Raw genomic sequence first — 15,996 nt, 5'->3', positions numbered from 1 at the left:
ATACCGAGTCAATAACAACAAAATCCAAATTAAACATAGTGAATCCTAATAAAGTCATCAAAAAACCGCCATTCAAAATATGAATGACGGTTTTCCTGCTGATGACCCGTACGGGATTCGAACCCGTGATACCGCCGTGAAAGGGCGGTGTCTTAACCACTTGACCAACGGGCCTTAATTATGTATGGATAAGGCTTATGCGTGTCGCATCTGGACAAAGCCATTCAGCACTACTATATATAATCCGGCCTCATGGCTTAGGTGCTCGCGACATAAGTCAGTCCCTTCCATGTTCCAAAAAGCGGGAACATTGCAGCGCCTGTCTTATGCGTGCCGCACCTGGACAAAGCCATTCAGCACTAAATAGTAGCGGCGGAGGGGATCGAACCCCCGACCTCACGGGTATGAACCGTACGCTCTAGCCAGCTGAGCTACACCGCCATATGTTCCAAAGACACAAAAGTTATAGTACACCATCCTAAAAATTATGTCAATAAAAAATAAAATTGTAAGAGTAGTCTGTTAATTTCGATAGAGAATAGTAGGGAATTTTAGAACAGAAGGAGAACCCTCTGGTGTTTTTTTGTAGAATTCACGTCAGAGTACATGAAAAGCATCGAAGTTTTTGTTACGACTCTCCTGTTGTTTTGACAAAAAGCTTGTCTACCCTGTGATTAAATGAAACATAACTAAAGAAGGAGTGGTGTATTTTATGTTGGGGACGGTAATGAAACGTGCTGGGCGTGAGGCAGTTTGGAAAGAATCTACTTTAAATAAGGGGATTGAACGTGTTTCTTTTTCAATTGTTAGCTTTTTAGCTAATAAAGGTGTGTTTCATTTAGTGCTCAGCTTCCTACTTGGACGGGCCATTATTTTATCCTCCATGGCACCGTTTGGGGTTGCTTTTCTTGCGGTGATCTGGTGGTTGAAACGCCCTTTTGTGATTCCGGCTACAGTAATGATGGCGGCTGGGGCATCTACATACAGTCTAGGGCATGCTGGATTCATTCTCGGAGCATCAGCTACCTTTTTATTACTCAGTTTAATTTTAAATCGTATGAATCAACCGCAGCAGCTACTTCCCTTTATGGCTATGCTCGCTAGTATAATCCCAAGAACAACAAGCCTGGCTTTCTTGGAACGCTGGCATTTATATGAGATTTTCCTCATAGCAGCTGAAGGAATACTAAGTTTCACACTTGTTCTTATCTTTATGCAGAGTCTTCCGCTATTATCACCAAGACGTTATCATCCAACTTTAAAAAATGAGGAAATCGTATGTCTCATTATCTTATTAGCTTCTGTATTAACAGGTATGATTGGATTTGAAATTCAAGGTGTAGCCACAGTGGATGTGTTTTCCCGCTATTTAGTTATTTTGCTGGCTTACATCGCTGGTGCGGCAATTGGGTCAACAGTAGGTGTCGTAACGGGGCTTGTCTTGAGCCTGGCAGCTGTCGATAATTTATATCAAATGAGTTTGCTCGCTTTTTCTGGTTTGTTAGGGGGACTTTTGAAAGAAGGAAATAAACTGGGGGTTAGTGCGGGATTGCTCGTGAGTACGGTGTTAATGAGTTTTTATATGGGAGGAAGTCTATCTTCATCGATGTGGGCATCGGTATGTGCTATTGCATTATTTATTATGACACCTAAACAATGGGTGAAGCGGCTTTCTCGGTATGTACCGGGGACAGAGGAGCACAGTCAAGAGCAGCAGAAATACCTGCAGAAGGTTCGGGATGTGACAGCTGTTCGAGTTGGAAAATTTTCAGATGTATTTGAAGCACTATCCAAGAGCTTTACTCATTTAGATGGCTCGAAAGAGGAGGTTAGTCAGAATAAGGAAATTGATTATTTTCTCAGTGATGTGACTGAGAAGACGTGTCAGTCATGTTTTAAAAAAGAGAGGTGCTGGGTGAATCAGTTTGATGAGACTCATCATTTAATGACGGATTTAATGATGGAGCTCGACGAGAAAGAAGATCCAGGAAGGGTAATGCGTAAAAATGTAGACCAATACTGTGTAAAATCGCAAAAGCTGATCGATACGATGAAACATGAGCTATCGTTTTATCATGCAAATAAACAGTTGAAACAGCAGGTGCTAGAGAGTCGCAGATTTGTAGCGGACCAGCTTCATGGTGTTTCTGAAGTGATGAACAGTTTTGCTAAAGAAATCGTTAAGGAAAGGGAGCATCATGAGCAAAAAGAACAAATTATTCACGGAGCTCTTGAGCGAATGGGTTTTGAAATAGCAAAACTTGAAATATATACATTAGATGCAGGAAATATTGATTTGGAATTAATAATTGAAATTGATAACTACCGAGGGGAGGGGTCTAAGCTGATTGCCCCTGTTCTATCAGACATCCTTGAAGAGACCATTGTGGTTACCATGGAGGATATTTCACCATATCCACACGGCCGCTGTCTGCTTACTTTTGGTTCGGCGAAGCATTATACGATTGAGTCAGGCGTGGCTCACGCAGCCAAAGGCGGAGGATTTATCTCCGGTGACAGTTACTCGATGATGGAATTAGGGAGAGGCAAATATGCGCTTGCCATAAGTGATGGCATGGGGAATGGAGAACGGGCTCATCAGGAGAGCATGGAGACGCTTCGTTTGTTAAAACAAATTCTACAATCAGGAATTAAGGAGTCGGTGGCTATTAAGTCGATTAATTCGATTCTAGCCCTCAGAACTAGTGATGAAATATTTTCGACACTAGATTTAGCTGTCATTGATCTTCATCAAGCTAGTTCTAAATTTATAAAAATAGGGAGTACTCCAAGTTTTATTAAACGGGGCAGGCAAATCTTTGCCGTAGAGTCTGGCAATCTCCCAATGGGAATTATTGAAGACGTCGATGTTGATACAACAAGTGAGCAGCTTAAAGCAGGTGATTTATTAATTATGGTAAGTGACGGCATCCTGGAAGGTCCGAAACACCTTGAGAATGTGGAGATTTGGTTGAAGCGAAAAATTAGAGAAATCGACCGAACGGATCCTCAGGAAGTTGCTGACTTATTACTAGAAGAGGTGATTCGCACACAAGCGGGAGCTATTGATGATGACATGACAGTACTCGTAGCACGAATCGATCATTATGTTCCTGAATGGTCCGCTATCCCTTTTGATAAAAAACGGGCATAGCTTTAAGTATATTTACCTTCTTTTTCGGTCAAAATGTTGACAATGAAACAGGAGGGATATGCTATGAAGCCAGGACGGCTGAAACAAATTCTATTGTTAACGGATGGATGTTCGAATTACGGAGAAGATCCAGTAGTTGTAGCTGCGCTAGCCAGGAATCAGGGGGTCACGGTCAACGTCATTGGCGTGCTTGATGATGAACAGAGGAATCATCCTCAAGGTCTTGAAGAAGTAGAATCTATTGCTGAAGCGGGCGGTGGGGTCAGTCAGATCGTCTATCAGAAAAATTTATCGCAAACCGTCCAAACGGTAACGAGACAAGCCATGACACAAACTATTCAGGGGGTAGTGAACAACGAGTTGCAACAGATTTTAGGCCAGGGAAAGACGATGGAAGAGCTTCCTCCCGAACAACGAGGGGAAGTTGTAGAAGTCGTAGATGACCTGGGGGAAATGTGTGATCTTGAGGTTCTTGTTCTAGTGGATTCAAGTGCAAGTATGCACCATAAGCTTCCGACCGTCAAAGAAGCTTTGTATGACTTATCACTGAGTTTGAACGCACGAACCGGATCAAATCAGTTCAGCATTTTCTCTTTCCCTGACCCTAAATCTACAATTAAAAAAATGATAGATTGGACACCAGAACTCGATGCTATCCACGGGATATTTTCCAAGCTTTCAAGCGGAGGATATACTCCAACGGGGCCTGCTCTTAAAGAAGCTTTATACTCCTTCGCAAGTAAGCCGGTAGAAAAAAACAGGCATGATGGAGAAGATCCTTATGAAGAAGCTGGATTTTAATTTCACCCCTGGAACTACCTTACAAGGAAAATGGCAAGGACACACCTACCGTATTCTAAAAAAGCTTGGTGAAGGAGCTTGTGGTGTCGTCTATCTTTGTAAACGAAATGGCCATACCTATGCTCTGAAGGTGGGAACAGATAGTTCTCGAATGATGCTAGAGGTGAATATGCTTAAGAAATTCAGCAAGGTCCAAGGTGTCAAACTTGGACCTTCTTTTGTGGACGTAGATGATTGGGTAACCCCTAGACGTCTTACTTATCCTTTTTATGTGATGGAGTATGTGCAGGGCCAACCGTTACCGGCATTTCTACAAGGCAAAAGTAAGGATTGGATCGCTTTAACTGCAGTGCAGCTTCTAAGTGATCTTGAGCATTTGCATGCAGCCGGTTATGCCTTTGGGGACCTGAAGACAGAAAACCTGCTTGTTTCCGCTTCAAGGGTGCGTTGGATTGATGTGGGCGGGGTAACTGCGTTTGGCCGAGCGATTAAAGAATTTACCGAGTTTTACGATCGTGGATATTGGGGCTGCGGATCTAGAAAGTCTGAAGCACAATACGATTTATTTGCTGTGACCATGATTATGCTGGAGATGGTTTATCCAAAGCGTTTTATCAAAGGAAAAGATCCACATAAAACATTGCACCATAAACTAGCATTAGCCCAAATGCCTGACTTTTGTAAAAAGGTAATTACCGGCTGCTGGCAGGGCAAGTATCAAACAGCGAAAGAGATGAAGAAAGGGCTTGAAAAAGGGTTGATGAAAAGGCCGAGTAAGTCTTCCCGAGTCTCCAGAGCAACAGCGAAGAAGTCGTCATCTGACCGGTCTGAATGGGGGGAATGGATCGCGATTTCGATTCTCGTTACGATGTTCTACGGATTGTCATGGTTATAACTGAATGTTTTGCAGGATCGAAGTAGAGAGTGGTACGATAAGAATAGGAAAGTAGATGATTAGTCATTCTAAATGTGAAGCGTTATTTAGGGCAAAAGTGAGGGGTGTTCATGCAGGTTGTTCAGTCATTCATAGAAAAACATCAACTTTTACAAGCGAATCAGACCGTCGTTGTTGCGGTCTCAGGGGGTCCTGACTCCCTTGCTTTGCTTCACTATTTAAATCAGCTAAGCGCGACCATGAACCTAAGAATCGTTGCTGTCTCAGTTGATCATGGGTTAAGGGGTGAAACTTCACTCGAGGACCTGCGCCATGTTGAGAAACTGGCAGTCGAATGGAATGTGGAGTTTGTTGGAACGACAGTAAATGTTCATTTGTACAAAGCACAAACAGGTGCAGGTACACAGGAAGCAGCAAGAATTCTGCGTTATCGTTTTTTTGAACAGGTGATGGACCAACTTGAGGGGGATGTCCTAGCTCTTGGTCACCACGGAGACGACCAGGCTGAAACAATGATGATGCAGATGGTACGAAGTGTTCGCCCTGAATCAGTTCGTGGAATGCCTGTCAGCAGACCCTTCTCATCGGGGAGACTTATTCGCCCATTTCTTTGTCTGGCGAAAGAAGATCTCCTGGATTATTGCTCCTTGCACAAAATAACTTATAAATTAGACGAATCCAATCAACACACTGATTATACACGTAATGCGTTTAGAAAATACGTGATGCCTTTTGCAAAAGAACAAAACCCTCAACTGAACAAGCATATGCAGTTAATGAGTGAACGGGCAAGGGACAATCAGCTGTATCTGAACTCCCAAGCCGAACAGGTTCTTGAGACAATGGAAATATCTAATAAAAATGAACCTTTTGTGAAGTTTTCAATTCGTCCCTTTTTAACGTTTCCACTTGCTTTACAAAGAACGGCCTTTCATCTAATATTAAACTATCTGTACGGTTACCAACAGGAAGAAGTTTCCTACATGCACGAAGATATATTTTTCAATCTTTTGCATGATGATAAACCTAATGCAGAATTGGATTTGCCAAACGGCTTGAAGGTAATTCGAACTTACGATGAGGTGAGGTTGACATTTAGTAAGCCGTGTCAACCTGCAGCTTTCACTAAGACTTTATACATAGGGGACACCATTGAACTTCCTGATGGTTCGATCGTCACCGCAGAGTGGACTAAGGAAGATAATGAGCTAGATTTATTTGATTATATTTGTGATTCATATCACGTAAAACTTCCACTCATAGTACGAACGCGTGAACCTGGGGATCGAATTTCTCCAAGAGGAATGGATGGTTCCAAAAAGGTAAAAGATATCTTTATTGACCAAAAAGTTCCGGCAGACAAGCGGAAGGTTTGGCCGCTTGTGACGGATAGCGATGGTCAAATTCTATGGCTTGTTGGGTTGAAAAAGGGTGGAGATTGTGTCAGGGCTGCATCTGATACAAGGCTTCGATTACAATATAAAAATAACCGAGACACGTAGGAGGAGCATGCATGCATAGTGAAATTGAGAAAATCTTAATTTCTGAAGAAGAAATTCAAGAAAAGTGCAAAGAAATGGGGGCTCAGCTGACGGAAGAATATAACGGGCGCTTTCCACTGGCTATTGGTGTCTTAAAAGGAGCCATGCCTTTTATGGGCGATCTGTTAAAAAGAGTTGAAACACATCTTGAGATGGATTTTATGGATGTTTCAAGTTACAACGGCGGCATGAGGTCTTCAGGTGAAGTTAAAATCGTGAAGGACCTTGATACCCAGGTGGAAGGAAGAGACCTGTTAATTATAGAGGACATTATTGATAGCGGACTCACATTAAGTTATTTAGTGGACTTATTTAAGTATCGTAAAGCTAAATCCATCAAAATCGTCACCCTTCTTGATAAACCTACAGGTAGAACATCACATATCAAGGCTGATACGATCGGCTTTGACGTTCCAGATGAATTCGTTGTTGGATATGGGTTAGATTATAATGAAAAGTATCGTAACTTACCCTATATTGGCGTACTCAAACCGGAAGTTTACGGCGGCTGATGTATGTGAGGGTTGCTTTAGGTTTAGAAGTACTTCAAATAAGGGTAATTAGTTGTGTCTCTAGTTTTTTGTGTGATAGTATTTACTATAGTTTTTCTCGCTTGGGAGGAGGTAGGCAATGAGCCGGATATTTCGTAATACCATATTTTATTTACTTATCTTCCTCGTAGTTATCGCCGTAGTCGGTCTATTTAGAGGTCAAGGTGAGCCGCAAGAAACGTTAAATGTGAACGAATTTTACGATAGATTGAATAATGGTGAAATCGAAGAAATGACGATGCAGCCTGTCAATGGGATCATTCGTATCACAGGACAGCTAGCTGGCAGTGAAGAAGGCCAGGGAATGTTTACAGCTAAACTTCCAGCCAACGAACAAATTATTTCCAACGTGACGCAAACAGCACAAGAACAAAGCGTGCTGAAAGTTGAAGAAGAAGAACAACCAAGTGTATGGGTGACTGTTTTAACATCCATCATTCCGTTTGTGATTATATTTATTCTGTTCATCTTCTTACTTAACCAGGCTCAGGGCGGCGGAAGCCGTGTCATGAACTTTGGTAAGAGTAAGGCGAAGATGTATAGTGAAGAAAAGAAAAAGGTGCGTTTTAAAGACGTTGCCGGTGCTGACGAGGAGAAACAGGAGCTTGTTGAAGTTGTAGACTTCCTTAAGGATCCGCGTAAATTCTCGCAAGTAGGTGCCCGAATTCCTAAAGGTGTTCTTTTAGTGGGACCACCTGGTACAGGTAAGACATTACTAGCAAGAGCTGTTGCTGGAGAAGCGGGTGTTCCATTTTTCTCTATCAGTGGTTCTGACTTCGTAGAAATGTTTGTGGGGGTCGGTGCATCCCGTGTTCGTGATTTATTTGAAAACGCCAAGAAAAATGCTCCTTGTATTATCTTTATTGATGAAATTGACGCTGTAGGGCGTCAACGTGGGGCTGGTCTTGGTGGAGGTCACGATGAGCGTGAACAAACCTTGAACCAACTTCTTGTTGAAATGGATGGATTCGGTGCGAATGAAGGAATCATTATGATTGCTGCAACCAACCGTCCAGATATTCTTGACCCTGCATTGCTTCGCCCTGGACGTTTTGACCGTCAAATTACGGTTGACCGCCCAGATGTGAAAGGACGACAGGCAGTTCTAGGTGTGCATGCCAGAAACAAACCGCTATCAGATAATGTGGATCTTAAAACCATTGCTTTGCGGACACCAGGCTTCTCTGGTGCTGATCTAGAGAACTTATTAAATGAAGCTGCTCTAGTTGCTGCTCGTTCTGATGCAAAGAGTATTGATATGGAACATGTCGATGAAGCGATTGACCGAGTGATTGCCGGTCCAGCTAAGAAGAGCCGTGTTATTTCTGAAAAAGAACGTAACATTGTGGCGCACCATGAAAGTGGTCATACAGTGATTGGTATGGTTCTAGATGATGCAGACATGGTTCATAAGGTAACAATCGTCCCTCGAGGCCAAGCAGGTGGATATGCTGTTATGCTACCTCGTGAAGACCGCTACTTTATGACAAAACCTGAATTGCTTGATAAAATTACTGGCTTATTAGGCGGCCGCGTAGCTGAGGAAGTAATGTTTGGTGAGGTGTCAACAGGTGCACACAACGACTTCCAGCGTGCTACAAGCATCGCCCGTAAGATGGTTACAGAATACGGGATGAGTGAAAAACTTGGACCGCTTCAATTCGGATCCAACTCTGGCGGACAGGTATTCCTTGGCCGTGATATTCAAAATGAACAGAATTATAGTGATCAAATTGCTTATGATATTGATACAGAAGTTCAAAACTTCATTAATCACTGTTATGATCGTGCTAAGACAATCATAACGGACAATAAAGATAAGCTTGAATTGATTGCAGGTACTCTGTTAGATGTTGAGACATTGGATTCTACTCAGATTAAATCTTTATTCGAAAAAGGCCGATTGCCTACCGATGAAGAATTAGAAGAAATTGCAATTAAGAACAATAAACAGCTAAAGCTTAATCAAGAAGAGCAAAGAGAAATTGATGAAAAGCAAGAAAAAAACATGAGAGTTAATGTTCAATCTAAAGAAGAGGAAGAGTCTCGAACGACTTCTGAAGATGAAAATGAAAATAAATCTCATGAACCATCTCAGGATCAGCAAGATCCGAATCAAGGTTCTGATGATGATAAGAAACAATAATACACTAACCGTGTTCTCCCTGTATGGGGGGAATGCGGTTTTTTATTGTGAAGAAGGCATGGATCTAGTTGTTTGAGCAAGGCACTTTCAGTATTCATATGGTATGATGGTAGCCGAAGGAATTGAACCGGGAGGCTAGTTGTATGAATTTTGTACTCGATGTGGGAAACACCAACACAGTGCTCGGAGTATTTGAAGAAGAGCAGCTGAAGTACCAGTGGCGTATAAAAACAGACAGACATAAAACAGAAGATGAGTATGGCATGCTTATTAAATCATTATTTGACCATGAGGGATTAACCTTTGAAGATATGGATGGAGTGATCATTTCTTCTGTAGTTCCGCCCATAATGTTTGCTCTTGATCGAATGTCTCGTTATTATTTCAAGAAACAGCCGATGATTATTGGAGAACATGAAGTAGACCACGGATTAGCTATGAAGTACCCAAATCCGGCTGAAATAGGTGCAGACCGCATTGTTAATGCAGTCGGCGCTATTGAAGATTACGATACTCCATTGATCATTATTGATTTTGGAACAGCGACAACGTATTGTTATGTTAATGAGAGTGAAGAATATGTAGGTGGTGCAATTGCGCCGGGTATCAATATTTCAATGGAAGCTCTCTATGCGAAAGCGGCTAAACTTCCTAAAATTGAAATTAAAGGACCATCAGAGGTGATCGGTCAATCGACTGTCGAGGCCATGCAATCCGGAGTTTTTTATGGCTATGTAGGACAGGTGGATGAGGTGGTACGTCGTATGAAAGAAACTTCGTCCAAAACGCCTACAGTGATTGCTACAGGGGGACTGGCCTCCTTAATTGCTGATGAATCACGTACTATAGATTGTGTCGACCCTTATTTAACCTTAAAGGGGCTTCATAAAATTTATCAAAACAACAAAGATAAACTTGCTTTTAAAGGAGAAGGATGAGTAATGTCAGATTATTTAGTTCGCGCAATGGGATATAACGGACAAGTTCGCGCCTATGCTGTTCAGTCAACCGAAACTGTAGAAGAAGCACGTCGGAGGCAGGATTCATGGGCGACAGCCTCAGCTGCATTAGGCCGGACACTTACCATAAGTGCCATGATGGGTGTTATGCTGAAGGGTGAAGATAAACTGACGATTAAAGTTGAAGGGGATGGCCCGGTTGGGGCTATCATTGCTGATGCTAATTCCAAAGGGGAAGTAAGAGGTTACTTGAAAAATCCTCACGTAGATTTTGATCTCAATAGCAAAGGGAAACTTGATGTAGCCCGAGCTGTAGGAACCACAGGGACATTAAGCGTTGTAAAGGACCTTGGCATGAGGGATCATTTTACGGGTCAAGTGCCTATTGTTTCTGGTGAGATCGGTGACGACTTCACTTATTATTTTGCCAACTCTGAGCAGGTTCCATCTGCTGTAGGTGCAGGTGTCCTCGTAAACACGGATCATTCAATCCTAGCCTCCGGTGGTTTTATTATTCAGATGATGCCAGGTGCAGATGAACAGACGACGGCAGCAATTGAAGAAAGACTCAGCCAAATAGCTCCTATTTCAACGATGATTCGTGAAGGAAAGTCCCCAGAAGAGATTTTGCACGCGTTGCTTGGGGAAGAAAATCTTCAGGTGTTAGATACCATGCCTGTGTCCTTCTCTTGTCATTGTTCCAGGGAACGTGTTGAAATGGCCATTTCAAGCCTCGGAGATGAAGAAATTGAGCGTATGATTGATGAAGATCAAGGCGCGGAAGCAAAATGCCACTTTTGCAATGAAGCGTATCAATTTGATGAAAAGGACTTGAAAGAATTACAATCAGGAAGTTCACAATAACTAATGTTAACCTGCGACAAGCGAAACAGTATGAGGCTGTTTCGTTTTTTCTTTGAATGAAGGAAACAATAGATTGAAATGTTTGACAACGGACATTCAGTTACGTACAGTAAAGATTAAATCCCATAAAAATACTTGGTATTAGGAGTGAAAAAATGAGAGTAGCTAATAGCGTCAGTGATCTAGTAGGTAAGACCCCAATGGTAAAGCTGAACAGAAGTGCAGACGAAAACAGTGCAGATGTTTATCTGAAACTTGAATACATGAATCCGGGAAGTTCTGTCAAAGATCGTATTGCTCTTTCGATGATTGAAGCAGCTGAAGAATCAGGAGAATTAAAGCCTGGCGATACAATTGTTGAGCCGACAAGTGGAAACACCGGTATTGGCTTAGCGATGATTGCATCCGCCAAAGGATATAAAGCGACTCTCGTCATGCCAGATACCATGAGTCAAGAACGTCGCAACTTATTGCGTGCTTATGGAGCTGAACTTATCCTGACTCCTGGGAGCGATGGAATGAAGGGTGCCATTAAGAAGGCTGAAGAACTCAAGGATAAACATGGTTACTTTATGCCTCAGCAGTTTAATAACAAAGCGAACGTCGCTGTTCACGCCCAAACCACAGGTCCAGAAATCGTTGAGCAGATGGGGGATCAGCTCGATGCCTTTGTATCCGGAATTGGTACAGGGGGAACCATCTCAGGGGCTGGTAAAGTACTTAAAAAACATTATCCAGAAATTAAAATCTATGCGATTGAGCCTGAAGATTCCGCGATTCTCTCAGGAGGAGAACCCGGTCCACATAAAATCCAAGGACTTGGTGCTGGATTCGTTCCAGAGATACTGGATACTGAAATTTACGATGAAGTTTACACTGTATCTAAAGAGGACTCCTACGCTGCTGCTCGTGAAGCCGCCAGTAAAGACGGGGTACTAGGCGGAGTTTCTTCCGGGTCTGCGATTCATGTAGCGAAGCAAGTGGCTAAAAAACTAGGCAAGGGAAAGAAAGTTGTGGCTGTCCTTCCAAGTAACGGAGAACGCTATCTATCCACGCCGCTTTACCAATTTGATGAAGAATAAATTATAAAAAGCTGAGCTCATGGAGTTCAGCTTTTTTTATGGATAGGATCCTTCAATGTTTCCGTGCTAGATGTCGTAAATTGTTGTAAACTAGAAGGATAAATTAATTTTTGAAAGAGGGAACGGAATATGCTCAATACTAAAGTGAAAAAACTCGATCTTTCTACACAAACCCAAGTGATGGGCATCCTTAATATTACGCCAGACTCTTTTTCTGACGGCGGAAAATTTAATGAAATCAACAAGGCGGTAACACATGCCTTGGAAATGGAGCAGCAGGGTGCCCATATCATTGATGTTGGGGGAGAATCGACCAGGCCTGGGCATGCCCCTGTTACAGAGGAAGAAGAGATCGCACGGGTTGTACCTGTAATAAAAGCGTTACGCGAAAAGCTCTCCATACCGATTTCCATTGATACGTATAAGGCTGAGGTGGCAAAACATGCGGTAGAAGCAGGAGCTTCCATAATAAATGATGTATGGGGAGCTAAGCATGAACCTGCGATTGCGCAAGTGGCAGCGGATTATAATGTGCCGATTATCCTGATGCATAATCGCAAGGATAAAAACTATGATTCGCTAATCGAGGATATGAAGACGGATCTTAGGGAAAGTATTGATATTGCGAAAGGGGCAGGTGTCAAAGAAGAACATATTATTTTAGACCCGGGGGTTGGTTTTGCGAAAAGTTCTGATGACAATTTAGTTGTGATGAGACACTTAGATGAGTTTGTTGCCTTAGGATACCCAGTCTTATTAGGAACCTCCCGAAAATCTTTCATCGGGTTAACCCTTGACCTCCCTGAAGATGAGCGAATGGAAGGCACAGGGGCCACAGTTTGCTTTGGAGTTTCGCAAGGAGTGCAGATTGTACGTGTGCATGATGTAGAACCTATCATAAGAATGACAAAAATGATGGACGCTATGATGGGAAAGGAGCCGTATAATGGATAAAATCTATTTAAATGAAATGGAATTTTGGGGCTACCACGGCCTCTTTCCTGAAGAAAATAAACTCGGACAACGTTTCTATGTTGATCTTGAAATGGAGTTAGATTTAAAGCCAGCTGCTGTGCAAGATGATATGAACCAGTCTATAAATTATGGCCAAATTTATGAAGTTACGAAAACGGTAGTAGAAGGAGAAGCGGCGAAACTTGTAGAAACAGTGGCAGAACGACTTGCTCAAAAATTATTACATTCCTTTTCGTTGCTTGAGGCATGCCGTGTCAAAATAACTAAGCCTGATCCGCCTATTCCTGGACATTATAAATCTGTCGCGATCGATATTTACAGGAGCCGACGAGATGACTAAAGCCTATATTGCCCTGGGATCTAATATTTCTCCGCGTAAGCAATATCTAACAGAGGCGATTGATATGCTTGGTGAGCACGAAAAGATCACATTAGCTAAACAGTCAAAAGTTTATCAAACGGCCCCAGTCGGATATACCGATCAGAATGATTTTTTGAATATGGTCATAGAGGTAGAGACGGTCTTACAACCGTTGCAACTGCTTGATTATTGTCAGATGATCGAACAAAATTTAGGCAGAAGACGAATCATAAAATGGGGCCCGCGCACAATAGACCTTGACATTTTATTGTATAATGATGAAAATATGAAAGCAAAGCGACTTACGATTCCTCATCCTCATATGCACGAACGAGCATTTGTACTCGTGCCGTTGACAGAAGTGAATCCTGAGGCCAACCTGCCTACATTAAGGAAAACAGCAAAAGAGGTGCTTCAACAGCTGCCTGACGAAGACGTGAAGACTATTCAGCCTTTGTAACCTTGCAACTGTATCTGTACACCAGGCAGAAACTAGGGACACAAAGCCAAACATTCTTTATGAATGTTACGAATGACCTTGAAGAAAGTATGCCGGTCTCATAGTTCTTTCTTCGTTGACACGAAACAAGGTCTTTTCTATACTAAATCATAGTTGCAACACTGCCAGGACTCTTCTGGCAGTTTTTATTATTGAGCCGGAGTCAGGGTAAATGATGTTAGGAATGGAGTGATGAAAATGTCAGAAGAACTCAATGATCAAATGCGGGTGCGCAGAGAAAAGTTGAGTACGTATAAAGAGCAAGGACTGGATCCGTTTGGAACTAAATTTGAAAGAACAGCCCTCGCCGAAGATTTAAAAGCAGATTACGATAAATTTTCTAAAGAGGAACTTGAAGATAAACAAGCCCCTGCTACCATCGCTGGACGAATTATGACGAAGCGCGGAAAAGGAAAAGCTGGCTTTACTCATATTCAAGACCTTAGCGGTCAGATCCAGCTTTATGTCCGTAAAGATAGTGTAGGGGACGAAGCTTATGATTTGTTTAAAACAGCAGATATTGGTGATATTGTCGGTGTCTCTGGGGTCATGTTCAAGACAAACGTGGGGGAACTCTCTGTTAAGGCGGACGAGTTTCAGATTTTAACAAAATCACTGCGGCCTTTACCTGAGAAATTCCATGGTTTAAAAGATGTAGAACAGCGTTATCGCCAGCGTTATTTAGATCTTATTACGAACCCGGACAGTCGAGATACGTTTGTGACGCGAAGCAAGATCATTCAGTCTATGCGTAGATATTTAGATGACTTAGGCTTCCTAGAGGTAGAGACCCCAATGATGCATGGTATTCCTGGAGGGGCATCAGCACGTCCGTTCGAAACTCACCATAACGCACTCGATATGCCCCTCTATATGAGAATTGCTATCGAACTTCACCTGAAAAGATTAATTGTAGGCGGTATGGAAAAGGTTTATGAGATCGGAAGGGTATTCCGCAATGAAGGAGTTTCCACTCGCCATAACCCTGAATTCACAATGATTGAATTGTACGAGGCCTATGCAGACTATCACGACATCATGAGCTTAACTGAAAATTTAGTTGCTCATATCGCGAAGGAAGTGCTTGGTTCTACGATGGTCACATATGAGGATGTGGAGGTCAATTTAGAACCAGAATGGACTCGGCTCCATATGGTGGATGCGGTGAAAGAATACACAGATGTGGATTTCTGGCAGCAAATGAGTAATGAAGAAGCTAAAGCCTTGGCCAAGGAGCATGGTGTGGAAATCCAGGATACGATGACATTTGGCCATATCGTAAATGAATTTTTTGAACAAAAGGTTGAGGAGAAACTTATTCAGCCTACCTTCATCTACGGGCATCCTATTGAGATTTCTCCACTTGCTAAGAAGAATCCGGAGGACGAGCGTTTCACCGACCGCTTTGAATTATTCATAGTAGGGCGCGAACACGCGAATGCGTTCTCTGAGCTGAATGACCCGATTGATCAGCGTCAACGCTTTGAAGCTCAACTCAAAGAAAGGGAAGAGGGAAATGACGAAGCGCATATGATGGATGAAGACTTCCTGGAATCGTTAGAATATGGTATGCCTCCTACAGGTGGCCTAGGAATCGGAATTGACCGTCTTGTCATGTTATTAACGAACTCTCCGTCAATCCGGGATGTATTACTGTTCCCTCAAATGAGAAATCGCGATTCTTAACTTCAGCTACATCCCTCGACTGTTGTCGAGGGATTAATTTTCGGCTATATCTGTCAGAAAATACTTTTATTTTAATTAGCACTTGATTTGACCATATAATCATGGTAAATTATTAAACGTCGCATTAAGCGAATGTAACTTTTTTCGTTTCTTGCCGAAAAAATCTTGTTAAAAAGTTATTGACTTAACTTTCTAACCATGATATATTAATTAGGTCGCTGTTTTGAAGCGGCACTTAACATTTTGATCTTTGAAAACTGAACGAACCAACCAGTACGTCAACATATTCTTTCTATTCTATAGAGGGAATTCAAACAAGCACATTCGATGTGCAAAGAGTTAAGGAACTTCAACGAAGTTCGCAACGTCCTGTTGCAACGTTGAAGTCAGTGCATCCATGCACAAGCAAACTTTACTTTTATGGAGAGTTTGATCCTGGCTCAGGACGAACGCTGGCGGCGTGCCTAATACATGCAAGTCGA

Annotated in this window: 13 protein-coding genes, 2 tRNA genes and 1 rRNA gene; 14 read left to right on the top strand and 2 right to left on the bottom strand. The window is 42.3% G+C overall.

Annotated features, from left to right (window positions below):
- Positions 1-102: 102 nt before the first annotated feature.
- A tRNA-Glu gene (locus tag B5354_RS00120) sits at positions 103-174 on the bottom strand.
- Between the two features lie 193 nt (positions 175-367).
- Positions 368-441, bottom strand: a tRNA-Met gene (locus B5354_RS00115).
- 271 nt (positions 442-712) lie between these two features.
- Between B5354_RS00115 and spoIIE the strand changes: the two genes are divergently transcribed.
- From spoIIE to B5354_RS00045, 14 genes are all read left to right on the top strand, one after another.
- Entirely contained in the window at positions 713-3,154 is a 2,442-nt protein-coding gene (gene spoIIE, locus B5354_RS00110) for a stage II sporulation protein E (RefSeq protein ID WP_079524803.1), read from the top strand.
- 42 nt (positions 3,155-3,196) lie between these two features.
- On the top strand, positions 3,197-3,955 hold the full coding sequence (locus B5354_RS00105; RefSeq protein WP_281252710.1) for a vWA domain-containing protein: 759 nt from the start codon (positions 3,197-3,199) through the stop codon (positions 3,953-3,955).
- Positions 3,936-4,850 (top strand): serine/threonine protein kinase, encoded by a 915-nt coding sequence (locus B5354_RS00100; protein WP_079524799.1) that lies wholly within the window; start codon positions 3,936-3,938, stop codon positions 4,848-4,850. The genes B5354_RS00105 and B5354_RS00100 overlap by 20 nt, the downstream gene beginning before the upstream one ends.
- Before the next feature lie 110 nt (positions 4,851-4,960).
- Positions 4,961-6,352, top strand: coding sequence for a tRNA lysidine(34) synthetase TilS (gene tilS, locus B5354_RS00095; protein WP_079524797.1), 1,392 nt, complete (start codon positions 4,961-4,963; stop codon positions 6,350-6,352).
- 11 nt (positions 6,353-6,363) lie between these two features.
- Positions 6,364-6,903, top strand: a complete 540-nt coding sequence (gene hpt / locus B5354_RS00090; protein ID WP_079524795.1) for a hypoxanthine phosphoribosyltransferase — start codon at positions 6,364-6,366, stop codon at positions 6,901-6,903.
- Between the two features lie 118 nt (positions 6,904-7,021).
- Positions 7,022-9,088, top strand: a complete 2,067-nt coding sequence (ftsH, locus tag B5354_RS00085; protein WP_079524793.1) for an ATP-dependent zinc metalloprotease FtsH — start codon at positions 7,022-7,024, stop codon at positions 9,086-9,088.
- 143 nt (positions 9,089-9,231) lie between these two features.
- Positions 9,232-10,026: a type III pantothenate kinase gene (locus B5354_RS00080; RefSeq protein ID WP_079524792.1), complete on the top strand. Its 795-nt coding sequence runs from the start codon at positions 9,232-9,234 to the stop codon at positions 10,024-10,026.
- Positions 10,027-10,029: 3 nt separating this feature from the next.
- Positions 10,030-10,911 carry an Hsp33 family molecular chaperone HslO gene (hslO, locus tag B5354_RS00075; protein ID WP_079524790.1) on the top strand — a complete coding sequence of 294 codons (882 nt, stop codon included), beginning with the start codon at positions 10,030-10,032 and terminating at the stop codon, positions 10,909-10,911.
- 155 nt (positions 10,912-11,066) lie between these two features.
- Positions 11,067-11,993, top strand: coding sequence for a cysteine synthase A (cysK, locus tag B5354_RS00070; RefSeq protein WP_079524788.1), 927 nt, complete (start codon positions 11,067-11,069; stop codon positions 11,991-11,993).
- A 129-nt stretch (positions 11,994-12,122) separates the two neighbouring features.
- Positions 12,123-12,947 (top strand): dihydropteroate synthase, encoded by an 825-nt coding sequence (folP, locus tag B5354_RS00065; RefSeq protein ID WP_139377021.1) that lies wholly within the window; start codon positions 12,123-12,125, stop codon positions 12,945-12,947.
- Entirely contained in the window at positions 12,940-13,308 is a 369-nt protein-coding gene (folB, locus tag B5354_RS00060) for a dihydroneopterin aldolase (protein WP_079524787.1), read from the top strand. The genes folP and folB overlap by 8 nt, the downstream gene beginning before the upstream one ends.
- On the top strand, positions 13,301-13,789 hold the full coding sequence (gene folK, locus B5354_RS00055) for a 2-amino-4-hydroxy-6-hydroxymethyldihydropteridine diphosphokinase (protein ID WP_079524785.1): 489 nt from the start codon (positions 13,301-13,303) through the stop codon (positions 13,787-13,789). The genes folB and folK overlap by 8 nt, the downstream gene beginning before the upstream one ends.
- Positions 13,790-14,026: 237 nt before the next feature.
- Positions 14,027-15,514: a lysine--tRNA ligase gene (gene lysS / locus B5354_RS00050; RefSeq protein WP_079524783.1), complete on the top strand. Its 1,488-nt coding sequence runs from the start codon at positions 14,027-14,029 to the stop codon at positions 15,512-15,514.
- A 417-nt stretch (positions 15,515-15,931) separates the two neighbouring features.
- Positions 15,932-15,996 (top strand): 16S ribosomal RNA (locus B5354_RS00045); the annotation flags it as partial.

The organism is Halobacillus hunanensis (assembly GCF_900166655.1).
GTDB classification, from domain to species: Bacteria; Bacillota; Bacilli; order Bacillales; family Halobacillaceae; genus Halobacillus_A; species Halobacillus_A hunanensis.
This window is presented reverse-complemented; position numbering and strand designations above follow the sequence as displayed.